Origin of the sequence: Eisenbergiella porci (genome assembly GCF_009696275.1) — a bacterium.
Classification (GTDB): domain Bacteria; phylum Bacillota; class Clostridia; order Lachnospirales; family Lachnospiraceae; genus Eisenbergiella; species Eisenbergiella porci.
This window is the reverse complement of sequence record NZ_VUMI01000027.1, coordinates 40,842-60,778: the sequence shown is the minus strand read 5'-3', so window position 1 is coordinate 60,778 and position 19,937 is coordinate 40,842. Positions and strand designations below refer to the sequence as shown.

The 19,937-nt window shown below is 47.4% G+C and carries 17 protein-coding genes and 2 pseudogenes; 13 read left to right on the top strand and 6 right to left on the bottom strand.

Going from position 1 to position 19,937, the window contains the following annotated elements; genetic code table 11:
- The first annotated feature begins 51 nt into the window (after nucleotides 1-51).
- From vanR to FYJ45_RS32730, 9 genes and pseudogenes are all read left to right on the top strand, one after another.
- The gene (gene vanR, locus FYJ45_RS16395) at nucleotides 52-759 is read left to right on the top strand and encodes a VanR-ABDEGLN family response regulator transcription factor (protein ID WP_154465827.1); all 708 of its coding nucleotides are present in this window, start codon (nucleotides 52-54) and stop codon (nucleotides 757-759) included.
- On the top strand, nucleotides 746-1,891 hold the full coding sequence (locus FYJ45_RS16390) for a sensor histidine kinase (protein WP_154465825.1): 1,146 nt from the start codon (nucleotides 746-748) through the stop codon (nucleotides 1,889-1,891). The genes vanR and FYJ45_RS16390 overlap by 14 nt, the downstream gene beginning before the upstream one ends.
- Before the next feature lie 134 nt (nucleotides 1,892-2,025).
- Nucleotides 2,026-4,137 (top strand): extracellular solute-binding protein, encoded by a 2,112-nt coding sequence (locus FYJ45_RS16385; protein ID WP_276892876.1) that lies wholly within the window; start codon nucleotides 2,026-2,028, stop codon nucleotides 4,135-4,137.
- Nucleotides 4,138-4,157: 20 nt separating this feature from the next.
- Nucleotides 4,158-4,814, top strand: coding sequence for a hypothetical protein (locus tag FYJ45_RS16380; RefSeq protein ID WP_154465823.1), 657 nt, complete (start codon nucleotides 4,158-4,160; stop codon nucleotides 4,812-4,814).
- 22 nt (nucleotides 4,815-4,836) lie between these two features.
- Nucleotides 4,837-6,828, top strand: coding sequence for a biotin/lipoyl-binding protein (locus tag FYJ45_RS16375; RefSeq protein WP_154465821.1), 1,992 nt, complete (start codon nucleotides 4,837-4,839; stop codon nucleotides 6,826-6,828).
- On the top strand, nucleotides 6,818-8,065 hold the full coding sequence (locus tag FYJ45_RS16370) for a hypothetical protein (RefSeq protein ID WP_154465819.1): 1,248 nt from the start codon (nucleotides 6,818-6,820) through the stop codon (nucleotides 8,063-8,065). The genes FYJ45_RS16375 and FYJ45_RS16370 overlap by 11 nt, the downstream gene beginning before the upstream one ends.
- Complete coding sequence (locus FYJ45_RS16365; protein ID WP_154465817.1) at nucleotides 8,043-8,903, top strand: carbohydrate ABC transporter permease; 861 nt, start codon at nucleotides 8,043-8,045, stop codon at nucleotides 8,901-8,903. The genes FYJ45_RS16370 and FYJ45_RS16365 overlap by 23 nt, the downstream gene beginning before the upstream one ends.
- Nucleotides 8,904-8,966: 63 nt before the next feature.
- Nucleotides 8,967-9,806 (top strand): carbohydrate ABC transporter permease, encoded by an 840-nt coding sequence (locus FYJ45_RS16360; protein WP_154465815.1) that lies wholly within the window; start codon nucleotides 8,967-8,969, stop codon nucleotides 9,804-9,806.
- A gap of 77 nt (nucleotides 9,807-9,883) precedes the next feature.
- Nucleotides 9,884-10,737, top strand: a pseudogene (locus tag FYJ45_RS32730) (ABC transporter ATP-binding protein).
- Between the two features lie 66 nt (nucleotides 10,738-10,803).
- Here the strand turns inward: FYJ45_RS32730 and FYJ45_RS33220 are convergent.
- Nucleotides 10,804-11,040 (bottom strand): annotated as a pseudogene (locus tag FYJ45_RS33220) (NUDIX domain-containing protein); the annotation flags it as partial.
- Nucleotides 11,041-11,160: 120 nt separating this feature from the next.
- On the opposite strand from FYJ45_RS33220, the gene FYJ45_RS16350 reads away from it, so the two are divergent.
- Nucleotides 11,161-11,328: a hypothetical protein gene (locus FYJ45_RS16350; RefSeq protein ID WP_235930840.1), complete on the top strand. Its 168-nt coding sequence runs from the start codon at nucleotides 11,161-11,163 to the stop codon at nucleotides 11,326-11,328.
- A 66-nt stretch (nucleotides 11,329-11,394) separates the two neighbouring features.
- On the top strand, nucleotides 11,395-11,715 hold the full coding sequence (locus tag FYJ45_RS16345; RefSeq protein ID WP_235930839.1) for a hypothetical protein: 321 nt from the start codon (nucleotides 11,395-11,397) through the stop codon (nucleotides 11,713-11,715).
- Nucleotides 11,716-12,442: 727 nt separating this feature from the next.
- On the opposite strand, the gene msrB is transcribed toward FYJ45_RS16345, so the two are convergent.
- Both msrB and FYJ45_RS16335 read right to left on the bottom strand, forming a co-directional pair.
- The gene (gene msrB / locus FYJ45_RS16340) at nucleotides 12,443-13,441 is read right to left on the bottom strand and encodes a peptide-methionine (R)-S-oxide reductase MsrB (RefSeq protein WP_235930844.1); all 999 of its coding nucleotides are present in this window, start codon (nucleotides 13,439-13,441) and stop codon (nucleotides 12,443-12,445) included.
- A gap of 557 nt (nucleotides 13,442-13,998) precedes the next feature.
- Nucleotides 13,999-15,138, bottom strand: a complete 1,140-nt coding sequence (locus FYJ45_RS16335) for a hypothetical protein (protein ID WP_154465811.1) — start codon at nucleotides 15,136-15,138, stop codon at nucleotides 13,999-14,001.
- Nucleotides 15,139-15,248: 110 nt separating this feature from the next.
- Between FYJ45_RS16335 and FYJ45_RS16330 the strand changes: the two genes are divergently transcribed.
- Entirely contained in the window at nucleotides 15,249-15,458 is a 210-nt protein-coding gene (locus tag FYJ45_RS16330; RefSeq protein WP_154465809.1) for a glutaminase domain-containing protein, read from the top strand.
- 133 nt (nucleotides 15,459-15,591) lie between these two features.
- Here FYJ45_RS16330 and FYJ45_RS16325 read toward each other — a convergent pair whose 3' ends face one another.
- The gene (locus FYJ45_RS16325; protein ID WP_154465807.1) at nucleotides 15,592-16,095 is read right to left on the bottom strand and encodes a glycoside hydrolase family protein; all 504 of its coding nucleotides are present in this window, start codon (nucleotides 16,093-16,095) and stop codon (nucleotides 15,592-15,594) included.
- A gap of 635 nt (nucleotides 16,096-16,730) precedes the next feature.
- Between FYJ45_RS16325 and FYJ45_RS16320 the strand changes: the two genes are divergently transcribed.
- Nucleotides 16,731-17,501: a nucleoside phosphorylase gene (locus FYJ45_RS16320; RefSeq protein ID WP_154465805.1), complete on the top strand. Its 771-nt coding sequence runs from the start codon at nucleotides 16,731-16,733 to the stop codon at nucleotides 17,499-17,501.
- Nucleotides 17,502-17,701: 200 nt separating this feature from the next.
- Here FYJ45_RS16320 and FYJ45_RS16315 read toward each other — a convergent pair whose 3' ends face one another.
- Complete coding sequence (locus FYJ45_RS16315) at nucleotides 17,702-18,874, bottom strand: glycosyl hydrolase family 8 (protein ID WP_154465803.1); 1,173 nt, start codon at nucleotides 18,872-18,874, stop codon at nucleotides 17,702-17,704.
- 131 nt (nucleotides 18,875-19,005) lie between these two features.
- Complete coding sequence (locus FYJ45_RS16310) at nucleotides 19,006-19,929, bottom strand: carbohydrate ABC transporter permease (RefSeq protein ID WP_330588710.1); 924 nt, start codon at nucleotides 19,927-19,929, stop codon at nucleotides 19,006-19,008.
- Nucleotides 19,930-19,937: the final 8 nt, after the last annotated feature.

Here is a 19,937-nt window from a genome sequence, read left to right as displayed (position 1 = left end):
AGCAACTGCAAAAAAAGAACGGATTTATAAAAAATAAAAAGGAGAGCGGTGATGAAGGAAAAAATACTTGTCGTTGACGATGAGAAAGAAATTGCGGATCTGATAGAAGTGTATCTTCAAAACGAAAATATGGAGGTATATAAATTCTACACGGGGAAGGAGGCCCTTGCCTGTATTGAGAGTGTGGATTTTGATTTGGCCATATTGGATATCATGCTGCCGGATGTCAGCGGGCTTTCCATATGCCAGTTTATACGAAATAAGGAATACACATATCCGGTAATCATGCTTACGGCAAAGGATGGGGAGACGGATAAGATCACCGGGCTTACGCTTGGCGCGGATGATTATATTACAAAGCCCTTTCTCCCTCTTGAGCTGACCGCGAGAATAAAAGCCCAGCTTCGCCGGTATAAGAAATATAATGTAAATTCCATTTTCCCGCCGGCAGAGAGGATTCTTAAGCATGACGGGCTGGTTATGAACCTCAAGACATATGAATGCTGGATTGATGAAGAAAGCCTGACGCTGACTCCCACGGAATTTCTGATACTGAAAATACTTTTGGAAAACAGGGGCAGCGTAGTCCGTTCAGAGGAATTATTCCATGAAGTCTGGCAGGAAGAATATTACAGCAAAAGCAATAATACGATTACCGTACACATCCGCCATCTTCGTGAAAAAATGAATGATACCGGAGAAAGGCCCAGATATATAAAAACGGTATGGGGGGTCGGATATAAGATTGAAAAAATTTAGAAAAACAAATTCGGATTATACAAAGCTTAACCGTATTACTTTTTTCAGGGGACTGGGAATTATGCTGGGGGCGGTGTCCGCTGTCCTTTTGCTGCGGGCGATGACCAGAGGGCATCTGGCGGATACTATTGTCCTATGGATTACACGTATTTTTTCCCTGAATGAGGATCAGGCCGATATGATATATTTTAAGGCAGTTACGGCGAATATGCAGTTTATTCTTGGTATTGTGATCATTATATTTGTATTTTTGCTGTTCTATATGCTTCTGTATTCCTATAAAAGATACTTTGATGAGGTCTTATCCGGAATTGATAAGCTTATGGAGGATGGGGACGCCATATCGCTGTCTCCGGAGCTGGAAACGGTTGAACGCAAATTGAATTATGCAAAACAAACGCTTAAAACACAGGCGGACGAAGCCAGGAAAACCGAGCGGCAGAAGAATGAGCTTGTCGTATATCTGGCCCATGATATTAAGACCCCCCTGACATCCGTAATCGGATATTTAAGTCTTTTGGATGAAAATCCTGACATGCCCGATGATAAGAAAATAAAATATATCCATACTGCATGGGAAAAAGCAAACCGACTGCGGATACTGGTGAATGAATTTTTTGAAATTACCCGCAATCATTCTGAACCTATATCGCTTCAAAAGGTTAAAATTGATCTTTATTATATGCTTGTCCAGATTTCAGAAGAATTGTATCCTCAGCTGAGCGCCTGCAAAAAGCGCATAGAAAACAATGTGGGCGAGGATATATCCGTGTATGGGGATTCTGAGAAGCTGGCCAGGGTTTTCAATAATATTCTGAAAAATGCCATAGCTTACAGCGAGGATGAAAGCGTCATATCTGTCTTTGCAGAGGAATTTCCCGAAAAAACGGTGATCCGGTTTGAAAACAGGGGGGAGATTCCGGGCGATAAGCTCGGCCTGATTTTTGACAAATTCTATCGCCTGAGCAGTGCAAGGCAGAGTGAAACCGGAGGCTCCGGGCTTGGGCTTGCCATCGCCAGGGATATTGTCACCTTACACGGCGGCCGGATAAAAGCGGAAAGCAGTAATGGATTAACCTCTTTTGTGATTGAGCTTCCATCGATACGGGAGGAACTCACCATGGCTCCTTAGCGTTTTCTTAAGAATTCATTTACCGTTTCTTAGAAATCGTTTATATGAATTTAAAACACTGCCTGTTCCTGAATGGTATGCTGAATATGCCTGAGGGGACAGGCAATTTTTTTTTAAGGAGGCAGAAATTGAAAATAAAAATGACAAGGCAGGGCATCACAGTCCTGGGGCTGGCGGCAATGCTTTTGGGCTTGACCGCCTGCGGAAAACAGGCCGGTATCGAAAAGTCCGATGCATCCTATGTTGCAAGCTTTTACGATATCCCAGATACCGTGACAGGTATCTCAAGGCTCCTGATTAAAGACAATGCAGCGTATATGTGCTGCTCGGAGGCAAACGGCGTCTCCTATCTGGCATCAATGACGGTTGATGACGGGGGATTTCAAAAGCTGCCGTTAACTATGGAAGCCTCAGAATCCCTTTTGGATTTTGCCTTTGATCCAAAGGGCAATATATGGGCGGTTACCATGGAGGCTGCAGGAAGCTATCATCTGAAAAAATTCGATAAAAACGGCAGGAAGGCCCAAACCGTTGAGCTGACGGAACTGCTGGATGCTTCAGCCCCTTCTTCCATTGAAAGTGAGCTGTTTATGAGCATTGATGCGCAGGGGAATATCTGTGTGGCGGAAAAAAGCGGAAATACCTTGGCATATATGTTTGATAATGCGGGGCAGTTTTTGTTTCCTCTTAGCTATGAAGGAAATCTTATGACCACAATAACAACTGCCGAAGGACAGATTGGAGTGTGTGCCTCCGCAGCGGATCGGATGAGTTATGATTTGCTTCATGTGGATATGAAAAGCAGGGACTGGAGTGAGGACAGGATTCATCTGGGAGCAACGGCGGGCCTGTTTGGGGGGAGCACAAGTAATTTTTACCGGTTTGATTCCTCCAGCCTGTATGGCTATCCTGCTGGAGCGCGGGAAGGAAGGCAGCTCTTTAGCTGGACGGATGTGGGGCTGGGCGCGTCGGATGTGCATTTGGGCGAGCTTTCGGATGGACGGTTTCTTGTTTTGACAGCTTCCCCGGATCAGAGGGCAGAGCTTTCGTATGATTTGGCCGTGCTTTCCCAGGGGGTGGATGAACGTGTTGCCCTGAGCATGGTGAGCCTGACGGCAGGGCCGGGGGTGGTTCAGGCTGTTTCTGATTTTAATAAGACAAACAGCCGGTACCGGATTGAACTGACGGAATATTTTCCATATGAGCAGAACGTGTCGGATGAGGAATGGGACAGTGCTGTTTTGAATCTTAACACCCGCATTATTTCAGGCGATATGCCGGATATTCTGGATATGAGCAATTTGCCGGTCCAGGTTTATCACAAAAAAGGGCTGCTGGAGGACCTTTATCCATACATGGAGAACGATCCGGACATTCACAGGGAAGACTATTTTGAAAATGTGTTTACCGCCATAAGCTTGGACGGAAAACTTCCTTATATTACAGATGGGGTGGGCGTATCCACAATGCTGGCCGATGGGGAAAGCATGAATGGCAAAACCGGATGGACGCTTCAGGATTTGGAGGAGCTGCTGAATACATATGGGGCGGATTCCGTAAGCAACCTGTCGGGCGCCTTTTTTCTCAAAATTATGCTCCAGACGGACAACAGCTTTGTTGACTGGACTTCAGGCAAATGTTCCTTTGATTCGCCTGAATTCATAAAATTGCTGGAGTTTGCCGGCAAGATTCAGGAAGGCAACCAAAAGGGCATTGGAGAAGAGCCGGACAGCGCCTGCATGGCAGCCTATGAAGCTGTTCTCAGTATTTACCATATCGCCAAATACAGGGACTATTTTCATGGGAATCTGAAGCTGCTTGGCCTTCCGGGCAGTAACGGTAAGTACCATGCGCTCATACCCGAGGTAAAAATAGGAATCGCTCAGGCCGGCAGCCGGAAGGACGGCGCATGGGAATTCGTCAGGACGCTGCTGAGTGAGGAGCATCAGAAGTCCTGCAGTATGCTTCCTGTCCATAAGGGAGCCTTTGATGCCGTCATGCAGGCCGCCATGGAAGGGAAATCCGTCTGGGCATGGATTTATGAAAACGGCAGCGCAGCGGCAGAGGACGCGGAGGCAACAAGGCAGCTTCTAAGCAGCGCGGCCTATGTGGTAAATGATAACCAGGCACTGGAAAATATCATACTGGAGGAAGCCGGAGCGTATTTTTCGGGAGCAAAGAATGTAAAGGAAGCGGCTGAAACAATCCAGAGCCGCGCCACCCTTTATATAAATGAACAAATGTAAAAAGGAGAGGATTTTAAACAATGAAAAAAAAGGATGGAAAAGTAAAAATGGTTGGACGGTACGCAGTTATCTGTGCCGGGATGCTTTTATTTACCGGCTGTGCCGGGACAAATATGACAGATATGGGGACAGAAAACGGAGCTGCGGAAACAGAAGCAGCCAATTATCAGGATAGTGATTCTGCCGCTCATTCCGGTACAGCGGCCGGCGTGGAGAAAATCTCAGAAGGAAATTCAGAAGAAGCTTCGGCGGAGATTTCAGAAGAAGCTTCAGCGGAAACTTCAGAAAAAACTTCAGAAGAAGCTTCAGAAAAAACGGAAACCGGTGCAGGAAAAGAGGATTCAGAAATGGAAACCTTTGCAGATGCGAACGAAATGTTCAATTCAGCGGATTTAAACGGTGCGGCCAGCGAGTGTTCAGAAACGGGCCTGGTGATCAATACCTCCCCCTTTGCAGATGGAACTGCAGCCTCCAGGGAGCCGCACTTCATAAAGGTTGCTTATACGGACGAAACAGTGTTTCAAAAAGGAATCGTGAGCTCGGATGGGGGCAGTTATTCTCTGGAAGACTGCGGAAAAAGCGAAGTGAAGGATAAGGATATCGTATTATGCTTTGGAAAGCAGCAGGCAGACGGTACTTATCTGGCGGACAGAATTATTACGGTTGAATTCAAATAAGAATGCAGGAGACTGAACAGCGATGCGATTACATAGGGAAGAAAAAATAAACAGGATCATTCAGCAGCAAAAGGAAATGCTTGCTTCCGGAGAGAAAAACGGGCCTGTCATTAAAAAAAGTATGCAGCGCATGGCCGTACAGTCTCTTATCGTTTTTTTTACACTGATGTTTGTATGCACGGTTATATCCCGTGTTTCCCTTTCCATCACAACAGCAAGCGTTTCCGTATCGACTCTTGCAAGCGGGACGCTTACGGAAAGGGCTTTCGTGGAGGGGAGGATCCAGGCGGCAGCCGACAGAAGCATTAGATTGCCGGAAGGGCTTTGGGTAACGGCGGTCAATGCTCAGGAAGGCAGTCAGGTAAACAAGGGCGATCCGCTGCTTGCCTTTGAAGTGCCTTCCATGGAAGCGCAGGTGAAGAAGCTGGAAGAGGAAATCCATATCCTCACTCTCAGAATTGATCTTTCCGAAAGCGGGGGCGGTAATGAGGTGGCTGCGGCGCAACGCGCCCTTGAGGATGCCCAAAGGGAGTATGAACGCCTGGCTTCAAAATATGTCCGGTCAGACACAAGATTGAAGGAGGACTATACAAAAAGTGAAGAGAAGCTGGCGGCTGCTGAGACGGAGGATGACAGGGCGGCCGCTGCGGTAAAGCAGGAGCTTATCAGGGAAGCGGAGGCAGTCGTTAAGGAGGCGGAGGAAAATCTGTATAGCGTCAGGGAAGCGGCGGAGGATGCCATCCATGCCGCAGAAAAGGAGCTGGATGAAGCCTCGGAAAATTTGGACGCTTCAAAGAATGCCTATCAGAAGCTGCTGGAGGCATACAAACAGGCGGAAAGTACGCTTGATGCCGCAAAGCAGGCGGTCAGCGATATTGAAAAAGCAATTGAGGAGCAGGAGCCCGGCGGCGACACGGATTATACGGAGGAGCTGAATGCTGCAAAGGAAGAGCTTTCCAAAGCACAGGAGGAATTTACGCAGGCAGAAAAAAACCTGTCAGATGCGGAATATAAAACCTCGTCCTACGACAGCGCCGCTGAAAACCTGAATGCCATAAAAGAACGCTGGAAAACAAAAACAGAGAGAGCCGAGGCTTCTCTCAATGATGCAAACGCGGCGCTGACGGCGGCAAAAGAGCGTACGGATTTTTCCGATGAAGCCGCAGTCAGGCAGGCCCGGGCAGCGATTGATGCCGCAAAGGGAACCCTGAACGATGTCTGGCGTGAATTTGAGGACAATCAGTACCTGGCAGAAGAAGCCCTTTATAAAGCGCAAAGGGCGGTCGAGGCGGCGCAGCTGGCGTTGGAAAATGCGCAGCAGCAGGCGGTGATGTCACAGAAAGAAAGGAAAATCACAAGACTGACCTGCGAATCCGAATTGGCGGAGAAAGAAAAACTGCGGGATAAATTGCAGGAAATTTTAAATAATGGAGGATACCTGTCAGCGCCGGTGTCCGGAACGGTACTGCGTACTGTGGAAAAGGGATTCAGGACAAAAGCAGGAGAAGAGGTGGTTACCCTTGCCTGCAATGATAAAGGATTTTTGTTCGAAGGTTTTTTGGAGGAAGAATCCGCACGGTATTTCCTGGCGGGAGACAAGGGGGAGCTTATGTTCAGGCTTGACGGCAGCACTCAAAGGTCAGCGGCAGAGATCAGTTCTATAGGCATGCCTGATGAGGAGGGGAAGGTTTTCCTGACTGCTGTTTTGCAGGAAGGAGACTATCCGGCCGGTATGACCGCACAGCTTTCATTGAGTAAGAAAAGTGAGATTTATCATAACTGCCTTCCCATTACGGCGCTCAGAAGCGATTCCAGGGGAGATCACGTTTTGGTGATACGCAAACAGAATTCCGTACTGGGAACGGAGTGGGTCACTGCAAGAGTTGATATAACCGTGAAAGACAGGGACAGACAGATGATGTGCGTTGAGAGCGCCCTTACCTACGCGGATCAGGTGATCACAGGTTCAAATAAGGCGATAACGGAAGGAGACAGGGTTCGTATTGGAAACTGAAAGACATTTTCATTGGCCGGCGCTGGTGATATCGGGTTTGACGGCAGTTTTTTTCTGGTGCATAGCCTGCACTTTTTACAGCAAGGCCGTAAACCTCTGTCCGGGTGTGGAGGTTAAATGGGAAAACGGCGGCGTCAGCCCGGCCGCTCTCGTGAAACAGCAGACCTTTGCGCGGCAGGATGGGGCGGCAGAACAGCTGGAGGTCACCCTATGGCAGGCGGCTTCAGGATATGAGGTTATGAGCGGGGACAGGAAAAGCATGGCAGCAGACAGGGTGGTGGTATTTGGCGACTGCAGGGCTGTTACAGCAGCGGCCATGCTTTCCGGCGGCTTCCCGGCCGGAAACGATTTGGCAGGATGCGCGGTCAGCTCGGGGCTGGCGTTTTCCTTGTGGGGAAGCACAGACGTTTGCGGGATGCCGGTAATAATGGATGGAGACAGGCTCTATGTGCGCGGCGTATTTGAGGGGGAGGAGCCGCGGATATTCCGTCAGGCACAGGCTGGGTCAGAAGAGCCTCTGTCCCATATGCAGCTGATATTTTCCGGGACGGGAACCAGGGAGAAGGCAGAGCGCTATCTTTTGGCCGCGGATTTCTCCGGGGGGATGATTCTTGAACAGCCGCTGATAGAATGGGCGCTTGGTATTATTGTCAGGTTTCCTGCCGTTATTCTGGCAGCAGGTATTCTCGGCCGTGTCATAAGGCGCGGGAAATGGCTTTGGCATTATCCTGTGTTGCTGGCCTTCTGGCTGCCGTCGGCCCTGTTGGTTCTGGCTGGTTTGCTTTTTTGTATGGACCTGCCGGGATTCCCTGCCGGATTTATTCCTACGAGGTTGTCCGACTTTGCGTTTTGGGAGAATTTAGTTATGGGACATGGAAAAAATGTGGTTACATGGATATCGGAAGGCTCCACCTTCCGAGATATGGAGCTTATGACCGCTGTAATTATGACAGTATTATTTTCCATAGCCGCCTCTGTGCCTGGGACAATAGCCGCAATGCGGGTATCCATAAGGTCTTATGGTGGCATGTCGCTGGGCTGTGCGGCATATACGCTGGCGCTCAGCCTGCTGTCCCTTTCCATGGCCCGGACTTGCCATATGATATTCTGCAGGGAAATGTATCTGATGCCCTGCCTGTGGCTGTCTGTGGATTTCATGCTTTACAGGCAGAAGGAGAAGCTTACCGCTGTTCCCGGGGAAGGGAGGTTTTCAGATGAGAAAAGAAGTTTCTTTTAGGGAACGTATCGTGCCATGGCTGTTTTTGGCGCCGAGCCTGATTTTTGTAAGTATTATGGTATTCATTCCCCTTCTGGATGTGCTGCGGCGTTCCTTTTTTCAGGCTGCCGGCGGCAGGTTCGTGGGATTTCAAAATTATCTGGCAGTATTGGACAACAGCGCTTTCAAGCTGGCTGCGGGAAACACACTGAAATTTGTCCTTGTCTGTATACCGCTGCTGCTGGTTATTTCACTGGCGGTTTCGCTGCTGCTGACTGCCTTCAGGGAATCACACGGAATTTTCAAAACCTCATTTCTTGTGCCTATGGCAATACCGGTGGCTTCGATTGTCCTTTTGTGGCGTGTGATTTTTCATAAAAACGGTCTGCTCAATGCCTTTCTTGCGCTTTGGGATGCAGCGCCGGTGGACTGGATAGGGAGCAGGGCTGCTTTTGGGGTGCTGGTATTTGCTTATCTGTGGAAGAACTTCGGATATGATATGGTTCTGTGGCTTTCCGGGTTTGGCACCATAAATCCGGCCTTATATGAGGCGGCGCAGATAGATGGAGCCGGAAGCATCAGGCGGTTTACGCAAATTACTTTGCCAAACCTTATGCCGGTTTTTTTCACCACTACGGTGCTTTCGCTGCTGAACTCTTTTAAGGTGTTCCGGGAGGCTTATCTGATTGCCGGAAGCTACCCGGAGGAAAGCATCTATATGCTGCAGCATCTGTTCAACAACTGGTACGGCAATCTGGATGTGGATAAAATGTGCGCGGGAGCCGTAATGATGGCGCTTTTTGTATTTATACTGATCATGCTGCTGCAGAAAGTTTTGGGCCGGGAGGATAAGGGCTGAAGGGAAAAGGCCTTTCAGCCCCCTTGAATTGTATGCGTGCCTTGCACGCGGATGGGAGCGTAAATGAAAAAGTGGCTGACAGGGTTGATACTTGTTTTTATTGCCTTTTTTATATGGATACCTCTTTGGATGCTGTTATCCGGCACTATTATGGGAAGTGCGGAATTGTCTGAAAATCTCGCTCCGGTTCTGGAAGGAGGGGAAGGGACTGCCGTATGGCCTGTAATTGCGCAGTATCCTACTTTGCAGGCTTATGTGGAGCTGCTTTTGGATACGCCTCAGTTTTTTGCAGTATTCTGGAATTCCTGCAGGCAGGTTTTCCCTGTTGTAATCGGGCAGATATTTTTAGGGGCACCTGCGGCATGGGCGTTTGCAAGATTTAATTTCCGGGGTAAAAAGCTGCTCTATACCTTATATATTGTTCTTATGTTGATGCCTTTCCAGGTGACCATGGTTTCAAGCTATCTTGTACTGGATAAATTGCGGCTGATTGATACCGTATGGGCCGTCATCCTGCCCGGGGCGGCGTCAACCTTTCCCGTATTCATTATGACACGTTTCTTTATGGTGATACCGGAAACGGTTATGGAGGCAGCGGCGGTGGATGGGGCTTCGCCCTTCCAGAGCTTTGTCCGGCTTGGAATTCCACTGGGGGCATCAGGGATTCTTTCCGCAGTAGTATTGGGATTCCTGGAATATTGGAATGCCATGGAAGCACCGCAGGCATTTCTGAAGAATCAGGCTCTCTGGCCGCTGTCATTGTATATGGCAAATATTACTGCCGACAATGCAGGGGTATCGCTGATTGCCTCACCGATCACGCTGATGCCGCCTCTTTTGATATTCCTGTCCGGGCAGAAATATCTGGAACAGGGCATTATTTCCTCCGGGATGAAGGATTGAAGTAACGGGAAAAGTCTGTAAAGGATAAAGACTGAATAGAGAGGGACGGTTACGGGGCAGAAATGGAGGAAGGTTTTATGGAAAAAGAGAGTTTAACTGGAAGCCTGCAGATTCGAAAGGTAAACAAATGGTATCCGGGCAATGTCCATGCTGTCATAGACATGGATATGGAAATAAATCAGGGTGAATTTATTGTTTTTGTCGGTCCCTCCGGATGTGGAAAAACAACGCTGCTGCGCATGATAGCAGGACTTGAGAATATCAGTGGCGGAGAAATCATTATGGATGGGAGGAGCATGAACAAGGTACCGCCGAAGAACCGCGATGTTGCCATGGTTTTTCAGAACTATGCCCTGTATCCCAATATGAAAGTGAAGGACAATATTGCATTTCCCCTTAAAATGCGGCATTCCGGAAAAAAGGAAATTAAAAGGGAACACGCATTGCCGTGATAAATGAAGGAGTCCTGCAGCAGCTTGGGACACCTCAGGAGATATATGGACATCCTGCGAATCTGTTCGTTGCGGGATTTATAGGCTCTCCCCATATGAACCTGTGGGATACAGGGCCTGTCACAGAGCAGGGCTGCTGTTACCTTACCCTGGGAGAGCGCAGGATTCCTGTGGATGAAGATAAGCTGCCGCCGGGACCTGTGCAAGGGGAAATAACGGCAGGCATTCGTCCGGAGCATATCAAACCTGCCGGCCCGGGAGAACCTGGCGCTATACGGATGGAAATCAATATTGTGGAAAATACCGGGCGGGAGACAGCGGTTTTTCTCACAGCTCCCGGGATGCCGGATCTTACAATGATAACAGGCGCTGATTTTTCCGGGAGGCTGGGGCAGGCGGTATATGTCCGCCTTCTGTCTGAGAAAATCCATCTGTTCCATAAAGAAACGGGACGGGCATTTTGCCATTGCCAGGGATAGCTGGTTCGGCTTTCGGCCCTCAAGCTGTTCCTGCGCCAGGAAGGTGCCTTCTTTTGGCGTATATCCGTCTTCAATTACCACAGTATAATATAAACAAATCTGATGACAAGGTTTTTCTCCCCATGGAAAGAAAATTTCACCAACCCATTTTAATTCACCGACTAAAATATCCGCGCCGATTTCCTCTTTGAACTCCCAGATTAACGTTTTCTCGTTTGTTTCCCCAAACGCAGCATGTCCTCCTGGAAAAGCGAATCCATTATCGTTTGTGTAAAACGGGATTAGGAAGATCAGGGCTGACATAAAAAGAATTAATTGTACCGCTGATTGTGATATAAAAATAAATTCTTCTAATGAGCATGCCTCTATATAGAGACAGCAACGCAAGCTTGGTTTATTCATAAAAATAAAGAAGGAATTTATGTGTATTCGCTGGCACAATTTACAGCGGGGCAGGGAATAAGAGATACAACCGATATCATGGAAAAATATAGAAAAGGTGTGTTGGGGGCAGTTCCTGATCCTGAGCTGATATATTCTTTGTTAAGCATAAAAGGAGACCGGAAAGGGGACTTGGCCAATGATAAATAAAATTCCCCGGTTTTTTTCAGGCAGTAGGATTTGTATTATCTGTAAAGTGATGAAGAGTACGAATATTTGGATAAATTAATATCGCTGCAAGTTTGGAGCACAACTTATGAGTTTGTCTTGGAGAATGCGGAAGGAAATGGAAACATCCCGGCCCGATATCAAGATAAATATCAGAATGGCTCTTATGATTTGGTCCTTGTATTTTGCGATACGGATAAAAAGCCGTATGAGCAGTATGGAGATATCAAAAGAAAAATTAATGAGGTCCATGGAACAGAACATGCAGCAGATCAGGTTGTAATATTTGGAACAACAGATGATTTAATCAAAGGAAGCAGTAATTTTGGAAAGTTCATGGAACATTTCTCATCGGATAATGACAGTTAGAGATAAGAATGCTATGAAATAAGTATCTTACAAATATCTTCTTATCAAATCATCAAACCACAATTGCACTTCAATATAACAATATTTCCTTTCAATTTCACTCATATACTCGACAAGTGTTCCATGATAATGTGTAATTTCATCTAACAGCATTTCTTTTGTAATAAGCAATATTTTTCCGGTTTGCGTTTCGATTGACTTATACAGTTTTTGTCTGAGAAAATTATACCATATCCTTTGCTGATTTTCTAATGGTCTCAGATATTGCACTTTGGTACAAGGATTGAGCCTGCCATTACATAGAATCGGCCACATCAGCCATCCTTGCCAACGATAAAAGGAATGACTGTGGTGTCCCTGGTATTTTACAGGCCTCACAGGAAGTCCGGCAATACAAAAAATGAATAACACGCCAGTTAAAATAGGCATTAGACAAAACCGATCCCCAATTTTATAATTATAATCAGTAACGGCAGACGCTTCAGCCCGTATGCGGATAAGGCGGAGCTTAAGGCCTGGGTGGAGAGCCTTGGACTGTAACATTAGAAATACAGTAATACGGTAATACAGTAACATAGTAATACAGCAGACAGTGATAAATGGGAGAACTGAAAAGGCAGTGAACCCCCTTCCCTGTTATGCTGAAATGAGACAATGCGCGGAGGCTTCTGCGCATTGTCTCATATTAGGAAATTCTAAGCTTTGACTTGAGGATAGGAAAAGCTTCTCACTGCGCCAGCACCTGCGGGATATAGGCTCCGTACCCTTCCTCCTCCATCCGGGAGAGCGGTATGAAACGCAGGGAGGCGCTGTTGATACAGTATCTGAGTCCGCCGGATTCTGCGGGGCCGTCCTCAAACACATGTCCCAGGTGGGAATCACCGTCATGGCTGCGCACCTCAATACGCTTCATGCCGTGGCTGTTATCTTCCAGCTGTGTTATGGCTTCCGGCTCCACAGGCTTCGTGAAGCTGGGCCAGCCGCAGCCGGAATCGAATTTGTCGGCGGAAGTAAAGAGCGGTTCCCCTGTGACGATATCCACATATAATCCCGGTTCATTGCTGTCCCAATATTCTCCGGTGAAGGGCCTTTCCGTGGCGGCATTCCGGGTTACTTCATATTGCAGCGGAGTCAGCTCTTCCCGCAGTTCTTTTTCCGAAATGCGGATTCCCACGGTGCCGTTGGCGCGTACCGTCAAATCCTCCAGACTGGAAAAATCTATATGGCAGTAGCCGCCCGGGTTCTTCTGCAGATAGTCCTGGTGGTAATCCTCGGCCGGATAGAAGTTTTCCAGCGGCGCAAGCTCTACCGCCAGCGGCTCGGAATAATCATTCTGTATTTCATTCATGACAGGCTGAATGGAAGCACGGTCCTTTTCCTGTGTATAAAAGATTCCGGTCCGGTACTGTGTGCCTGTGTCATTGCCCTGCAGGTTGACGCTGACGGGATCGATTATTTTAAAATACTGCCCGGTCAGTACGCGCAGGGAAATCACCGCCGGATCATACCGGACGCGTACCGTCTCCGCAAAGCCCGTGGTATTGGAGCAGACCTCTTCGTAGGTCGGCTGCTCAGTATTGCCGTTGGCGTAGCCGGAAACCGCGTCATAGACGCCCGGAATTCTTGAAAAATATTCTTCCACACCCCAGAAGCAGCCGCCTGCAAAATAAATTTCTTTTAAATTTTCCAGGTTTATTTCTGTCTTTTCCGTATTACTCTCTCCCATGGAAGATACCTCGCTTTCTGCCGTTAAGGCTGAATCTGCCTGCAAATTATCTGCTGTGCCTTTAAATACTGCAGAGCAGATAAAAAGAAACAATGAAAATAAGATAATAGATACAATAATCCGCTTTAGTTTCATAAGAATCCCTCACTCCATACTGTAATAATAGCAGTTACAGTATGGAGTGTCAAGCAGCTTTTATCTAAGTATCGCTCTTATCCATAGCATCAATCTATCAACAGTATTTATCTATAGTATCGTCTGTCTGGCGGCTGTTTTATTCTGCATACGATCTGAAACTGCTTCCAATAAACTGTATATATGTAAAGTCCTCCGGTTTGTGTCTGATAATACAGTCAATATAAGTCATAAAAAAATGTGCTGTCAGCAGGTATCCCTTGGCGTTCATGTGGCCGCAGAAATATTTTTCCGGAAAGCCTCGTCGTAGAGCGGCGCATAGGAATACAGTTCATTACATAGCAGTTCTGTTTCCGATGCAGCCGACGGAGCGGAAAATATTCATCATTCCTCGGTCGCGTATGATGTTTGACAGAGGTAAGTCATAATCTTTCATTGGTATTCTTCCCTTCGGTGTATAATTTATAACGGCAACGGTACAAAGCGGTGGCTTCTTCCATTTGTGCTGCTGTGGAATGGCAGGCCGCGTCAAACAGAGAGAGCAGCCAGCCAAGAAGCTCCTGGCGGGAGGAAAGCTTTTCAAACTGCTCCTTTAATTTATCCCGCTGTTTGGGGAACTCTCCGTTTACAGCAGCGGTTTCCCGGCGGATCCGGATGATTTTTTCCGCAGCATTCAGAATAGTGTTGGAAAAAGCTTCGTAGGTCATGTCCCTGCAGCTGTGAAGCAGGCGCGCCAGCAGAAGTTCGTAGTCCGCTTTTTTCCCTTTTTTTACAGCTTCCATGATTTCCTTTGTGATTTTTTCTGTATCTGTCGCAGCCTTCGGGGATTCCGGCAGGCCGGTTCCCTGGTATTCTTCCAGGATAAGTCTGGTTTTCAGACGGTTTTCCAGATCCTTTACCAGACCGACGCAGGGGGTATGGCCGTTTTCCGCCTTTTGGGACAGAAGAGTGGTGACCTTGTTGTAGGTCAGTTCTTCCACGGAGCAGCCGGTATGCTCCAGTATCTGAAGGAGCTGTGTTTCCTCCGGTTTGTGATCTTCAGTTTCCGATATAATAAAAAGCATACGGCGGAGGCCGGTTTCAAAATAAGTACAGTGCCCTGCCTGGCCCAGCGCCGTGCTGTAAATCTCGCTTACTGTGTCCTTGAGCATATCATAGGCCTGCATGCTTAACGGCTCTTCTTCCGGGGCGGATAGATAAGCGGCGATGGCATAATAGCTTCTGTTTTCATCAGTGACATGGTTTTTCAGCAAAAGTGACTGGATAATCTGACCCTGGCTGCCTACCAGGAGGTTTTTTACAATAAAGCTCTTTTCTTCCCTGTAATTCAACTGCCTGATATTATCCGACAGTTTTTCATAATATAGGTTTAAATATTGTACTTCATCGTAGCCGTCATCCTCCAGCATTGCTTTCTGCTTGATTTCTGTTATCATGTTTCGTAGCGGACGGAAGGTTCTCCGGCAGACAGGGAGCATAAGTGCAATGATGAGCAGCGCCGCAGCAAGGATAATGATAAAAATAACATTTGCCAGTTCATTGATCTGGTAAGTGCCGTTCAAGTATTCGGTTTTGTTAAAAGTGTGTAGAGAAATCAGAATTAATTGTGCATTATTTATATGGATGAAAGTTGGCAGAAATATTTTATTGTGATATTAGAATTGGCTGTAATATGGAGCCTTTAAAAAAGGCGAAGACCATCGGCGGCGCGGATTACGTATTTTTGTGTAACATGAGTTATCGTCATGTAATTGCGGCCCACAAGCTGATCATGGATGAAAAGGGAGAAGTGATTTTCCTTTCCAAAGAAAACGATTCCAATGGCTGTATTGGCACCGTGGATATCAGTTATCCTTCCGCACCGTTATGTATGATATGGTGACGGGGGAGTATTGCCACTTCAAGGCGCGAAGTGCACAGGGCGGTATTTTTATGCCGATTTTAATCAAACAGGAATAGATACATAAAAAGAACTGAGGCTGCGGCACGGAAAAGTGCGCAGCCTCTTTTACGGCTCATTCAAAATTTTCAATCCGCCATTCGTCATACCAATGAAGTACAGGCAGGCCCTGCTCAAAGGAAACAGGGAGCCATACATAACCGGCCAGGGAGGTATCCGGCGCCGGAACACTCCAGTTAATATTGCTTTTCAGTTCCGGGTCGTCGGAAAAACTCCATTCAAAATTATGTTTGATTTTTCGATAGGCTTCTCCACTGTCAAAGGCTTTCGTAAAATAAGCAGGGGCTTCCCTTACATAGGGAGGATTATCGTGGGGAAAATGTGCGGTGTAAAAACCGGTAACATCCGTATAGTCCGTGGTAAGCTCCGCACAGATAATTTCCTTATGTACCCGTTCGAAATAGCAGCAGGCACGGCCGTCAGGCAATTTTACCAGATCAAAATCCCCCATGCACATTCCCAAAGGGCGTATGCCGTTTTGGATGACAGCGTATGGACCAAAGAAGCTGTCCGACGTCAGGATGAGAGCCAGTTGTTCTTCCTTTCGTATGACCTTCATCCAACAGACGTATTTTCCTGTTTCTTCATTATATATAATGTGCGGCCGTTCTGCTTTGGAGGAAGGGGGCAGGAGAGAGCCGGTGTCCTGGGTATCAGGCGGAATCAGCAGTCCCTCGTCCTTCCAGTTATATAAATCTTCTGAGGAATAGCAGCGGACACCCCATTGGAGAATGCCGCGGAACAGGCTATCGCCCAGCTGAAATAGAAGAAATATAGAAAAAATAGAGTAACAGTACAGATTCGTCCGGACTGTTTCAAAAAAAGGAGATTGGCTATGGATGAGCAGTTAAGAATATTAATATTCGCCTGTTCATTCCGATTCCGGATGCCATGGTCGGATTTGCGGCAAGGTTTATTCCGGAAAGGGCGTTCGAGGAAATGCGGGAGGTACGCCGGAGAAATGTGGACGAAATGGTGCATTGGAAGTTATTGATCAGGTCGTGCCGTTCTCTGTTCAAAAAGGGTATGATATTCCTTTTAGCGTGTGAGCATTTTGCCAGATATGCCTTCTTGTTAAAAAACGATATAAAAAGTTTATCAAAAGGCGGAGAAATGATAGAAAAATTTACAGCCTGATGGTAAAATATATATAAGGAACCGACAAAATGGAGTTTATGAAAGGAAAACGCTAAAATGATAACAGATTCTTTCGACAATCAAACGGAGGCTATTATCGAGCCGCAGAGAAATGCAGGTATACCTTCAGTCGATGTGATGATTATCACATTTTCATATATCATCGAGGAATACATAAAGGAACATTTCAACTGCACGCAGATTGAGACGCTGTTCTCTGCTACGGGACTTACACCTGTTTATCAGATAGACTATAAGGGCAAAAAGATCGGATTCTACAAGACATATATAGGTGGTCCTGGTGCGGTAGGTCTTGTTGAGGAGGCTCTGTCGAAGGTTGATACGGATAAAATCATTATGTTCGGCGGCTCAGGCTGTCTTGATAAGGATATCGCAAGAGGGAAAATTGTGATTCCGACAGAGGCTTACCGTGACGAAGGAACCTCCTATCATTATGCTCCTGCCGCCGATTATATTACCCTCAAAAATTCCCATGTTGTAGCCGACTTTATGAAACAGGCAGGTATTCCGTATGTTCTTGGGAAAACATGGACTACCGATGCCATTTACCGCGAAACAAGAGGTAACTTTGAAAAGCGTAAACAAGACGGCTGTATCGCTGTGGAGATGGAATGTGCGTCTGTTCAGGCTGTGTGTGATTTCCGAGGTGTGGAGTTCTACAATTTTTTGAAAAGCGGCGACCTTTTAGATGCCCCCGAATGGGATCCGCGGTCTGAATTAGGCAATAACGGTTCACAACACGACCCTCGATATTTTATGATGGCACTTGACCTTGCCTGCTTTGTTTCTGATAAACCTATCCGCTGAAATATATTCTTTAAACACTGGTAAAGGCCTATAAAACGATTTTGGTCTGTAAAATAAATATATACAAGATATAAAAATAACAGCAGCCCTGGCTGTTTTTCCATTGCCAGGGCTGCCGTTTCTTTTTCTATATTTTATATCTCTGCATGCCATGAAGTATACTTTCAGGCACCCGTAAACTTTTCTCAGCCGTCCCGCTGTCACCAAACCCTGTATTTCCCGCTCAGGGCCAGCAGTGCGAACAGATACAGGCAATTGTCATAATACCGTCTGTCACCTGTACGCAGCGGTGTATTCCAGAACTTCATAACACAATCCCTTGCATACTTTCCGTCTGAAGCCAGGGAAGCCTGGGCGTTAGTGGCAATGACTGCAACAGGGTGAAGCGCTTTTTTATCCACCGGAGTGCCGTCTATGAGAAACACGCCGTCCTGATTGTCCCGTGCCGTTTCATAATAAAAGGTCTGCAGCCTGTCCGCGTTTTCCTTCTCCCATGGATCGCAGGCAAACCACAGGTAGTCCAGGCCGATGTTGGCGATGGTGCGGTAGGCATCGCTGTAATACCAGTCATGGCGGTCTTTCTGTCCCGGCTGGCTCCTCACGGGAGTCCCGTCATATTCCGCGTATTCGGCGCACAGCCCGGTAACAGGGTGGCAGGCCTTCTTCAGATATTCCCGGCTTGCGGCGGCAGCCTGTTTCCAGAAAGGCCGATCCTCTTCCTCTGCCCAGAGTGCGAACAGCTCATAAAAATGGGGCAGGTGATAGGAAGGGTCTGAAAAATCGCATTCCGTAATGAATTTGATCAGATGGTTCTGCGGGTCCCACATAGGCTTTCCGGTGCCGGGCTGTTCCCCTTTATGTATACAGTCGTGGAGCAGCGTGCGCGCCTGGGCGGAATAATTGAAAATCCCTTCGCCGTCTCCCCAGCGGTGGGAAGCGAAGAAAAGCGCCATGGCAAAAAATTCTTCCCCGTCCGGCGCCGGGCCCCAGGCGTTTTTCGTGCCGTCAAGCGCGCAGGACCAGGCAAAATAGCCTTCATTCCGACTGCTGCCGTGGGGCGCGTTTTTCAGTGTCTCGGCATCCATATACATGTAGGTTTTCGTCCATTTCCAAATCCGGTCGAATTCCTCCTTTTTGTCGAGCTGTACGCACATCATCATTCCGTAGGACATGCCTTCCGTGCGTACATCGTTGTTGCCGGTGTCGGTAAGATAACCCATATCCGCACCAACTTCGTGGTAAATCCGTTCTTCCTCACTGCCGTAGAACATGGTCCGGAAAGAATCCCTGACCCTTTTCTCAATTTCCTCCTCCGGCAGTCCGCATTCAGCAAATACATTTCTGTAGATTCCTGTTTCAAATGCGCCCGACATAATAATTCCTCCTAGTTTTGCGGAGCAAAATGCAATTTCTTTAGAAATTTGTCCTCTGACGAGCAGAGGAATTTCCTCCTTGTTTTGCGGTAAAATGTGAGTCCATACTGTAAACTACAACATAAGCTATTTTACTCCTTTACGCCGCCGATGGTAAGCCCCGTAATAAAATATCTTTGTAAAAAGGGATACAGGCAGACAATGGGGAGCATGGTAAGTATGGTGGCTGCCGCACGTACCGAGGTAGGGGTTACAGCGCTTGCCGCTGTGGCGTTTTTCATGGATTCGGCGCTTGCCCCCTGGTTGGTTACGGAGGAGAGCAGCTTCATCAGCTCATACTGGAGGGTGGTGTACTGGTCGCTCATTCTGTTGTACAGCATGGCGTCGAACCAGGAGTTCCACTGGCCTACCGCCACAAACAGCGCGACAGTGGCGTATACCGGCTTGCACAGCGGTGAAACGATTTTTATGAAAATAGTCATGTAGCCTGCGCCGTCCAGCTGGGCGGATTCCTCCAGGCTGTCCGGAATTCCTGTCATGTAGGTTCGGATAACCAGCATGTTGAAAGCGCTGAGCATACCGGGCACGATATATACCCAGAAGCTGTTGGTCAGGTTCAGTCCCTTATAAAGCAGGAACACAGGAATCAGGCCGCCGTTAACATACATGGTAACCACCCAGAACAGGGAAAGCTGGCTTTTGAACAGGAAACGCTTCCGGCTGACGATGAAGGCCAGGAGAGCGTTGGCGGCCAGGGACGTCAGCGTACCGATAAAGGTACGGGCAACGGAAACAACGGCGCCGTTTATCAGGTTGTTTTTATGGATAACCGTTTTGTAATTCTGCAGGGTCCACTTCCTGGGGAACAGATAAATTCCGCCGCGCAGGGCATCGGTGCCGTCATTTAACGAGATTGCCAGGGTGTTCAGCACCGGATACAGGGTGATGACTACAAATGCGATCATAAACAGGGTATTGATTACGGTAAAAATCTTATCAGATACCAAGGTATTATATTTTACACTTTTGGATTCGTATTCTTTTAGTTTTGCCATTTTTTCCT

What these genes read in the sequence shown, in the direction of transcription:
- FYJ45_RS16325 (WP_154465807.1), bottom strand. Translation starts at nt 16,095, where the DNA reads ATGAAGGTCATACGAAAGGAAGAACAACTGGCTCTCATCCTGACGTCG.
- FYJ45_RS16315 (WP_154465803.1), bottom strand. Translation starts at nt 18,874, where the DNA reads ATGTCGGGCGCATTTGAAACAGGAATCTACAGAAATGTATTTGCTGAA.
- FYJ45_RS16375 (WP_154465821.1), top strand. Translation starts at nt 4,837, where the DNA reads ATGCGATTACATAGGGAAGAAAAAATAAACAGGATCATTCAGCAGCAA.
- FYJ45_RS16380 (WP_154465823.1), top strand. Translation starts at nt 4,158, where the DNA reads ATGAAAAAAAAGGATGGAAAAGTAAAAATGGTTGGACGGTACGCAGTT.
- FYJ45_RS16320 (WP_154465805.1), top strand. Translation starts at nt 16,731, where the DNA reads ATGATAACAGATTCTTTCGACAATCAAACGGAGGCTATTATCGAGCCG.
- FYJ45_RS16365 (WP_154465817.1), top strand. Translation starts at nt 8,043, where the DNA reads ATGAGAAAAGAAGTTTCTTTTAGGGAACGTATCGTGCCATGGCTGTTT.
- vanR (WP_154465827.1), top strand. Translation starts at nt 52, where the DNA reads ATGAAGGAAAAAATACTTGTCGTTGACGATGAGAAAGAAATTGCGGAT.
- FYJ45_RS16360 (WP_154465815.1), top strand. Translation starts at nt 8,967, where the DNA reads ATGAAAAAGTGGCTGACAGGGTTGATACTTGTTTTTATTGCCTTTTTT.
- msrB (WP_235930844.1), bottom strand. Translation starts at nt 13,441, where the DNA reads ATGGGAGAGAGTAATACGGAAAAGACAGAAATAAACCTGGAAAATTTA.
- FYJ45_RS16310 (WP_330588710.1), bottom strand. Translation starts at nt 19,929, where the DNA reads ATGGCAAAACTAAAAGAATACGAATCCAAAAGTGTAAAATATAATACC.
- FYJ45_RS16330 (WP_154465809.1), top strand. Translation starts at nt 15,249, where the DNA reads ATGGAGCCTTTAAAAAAGGCGAAGACCATCGGCGGCGCGGATTACGTA.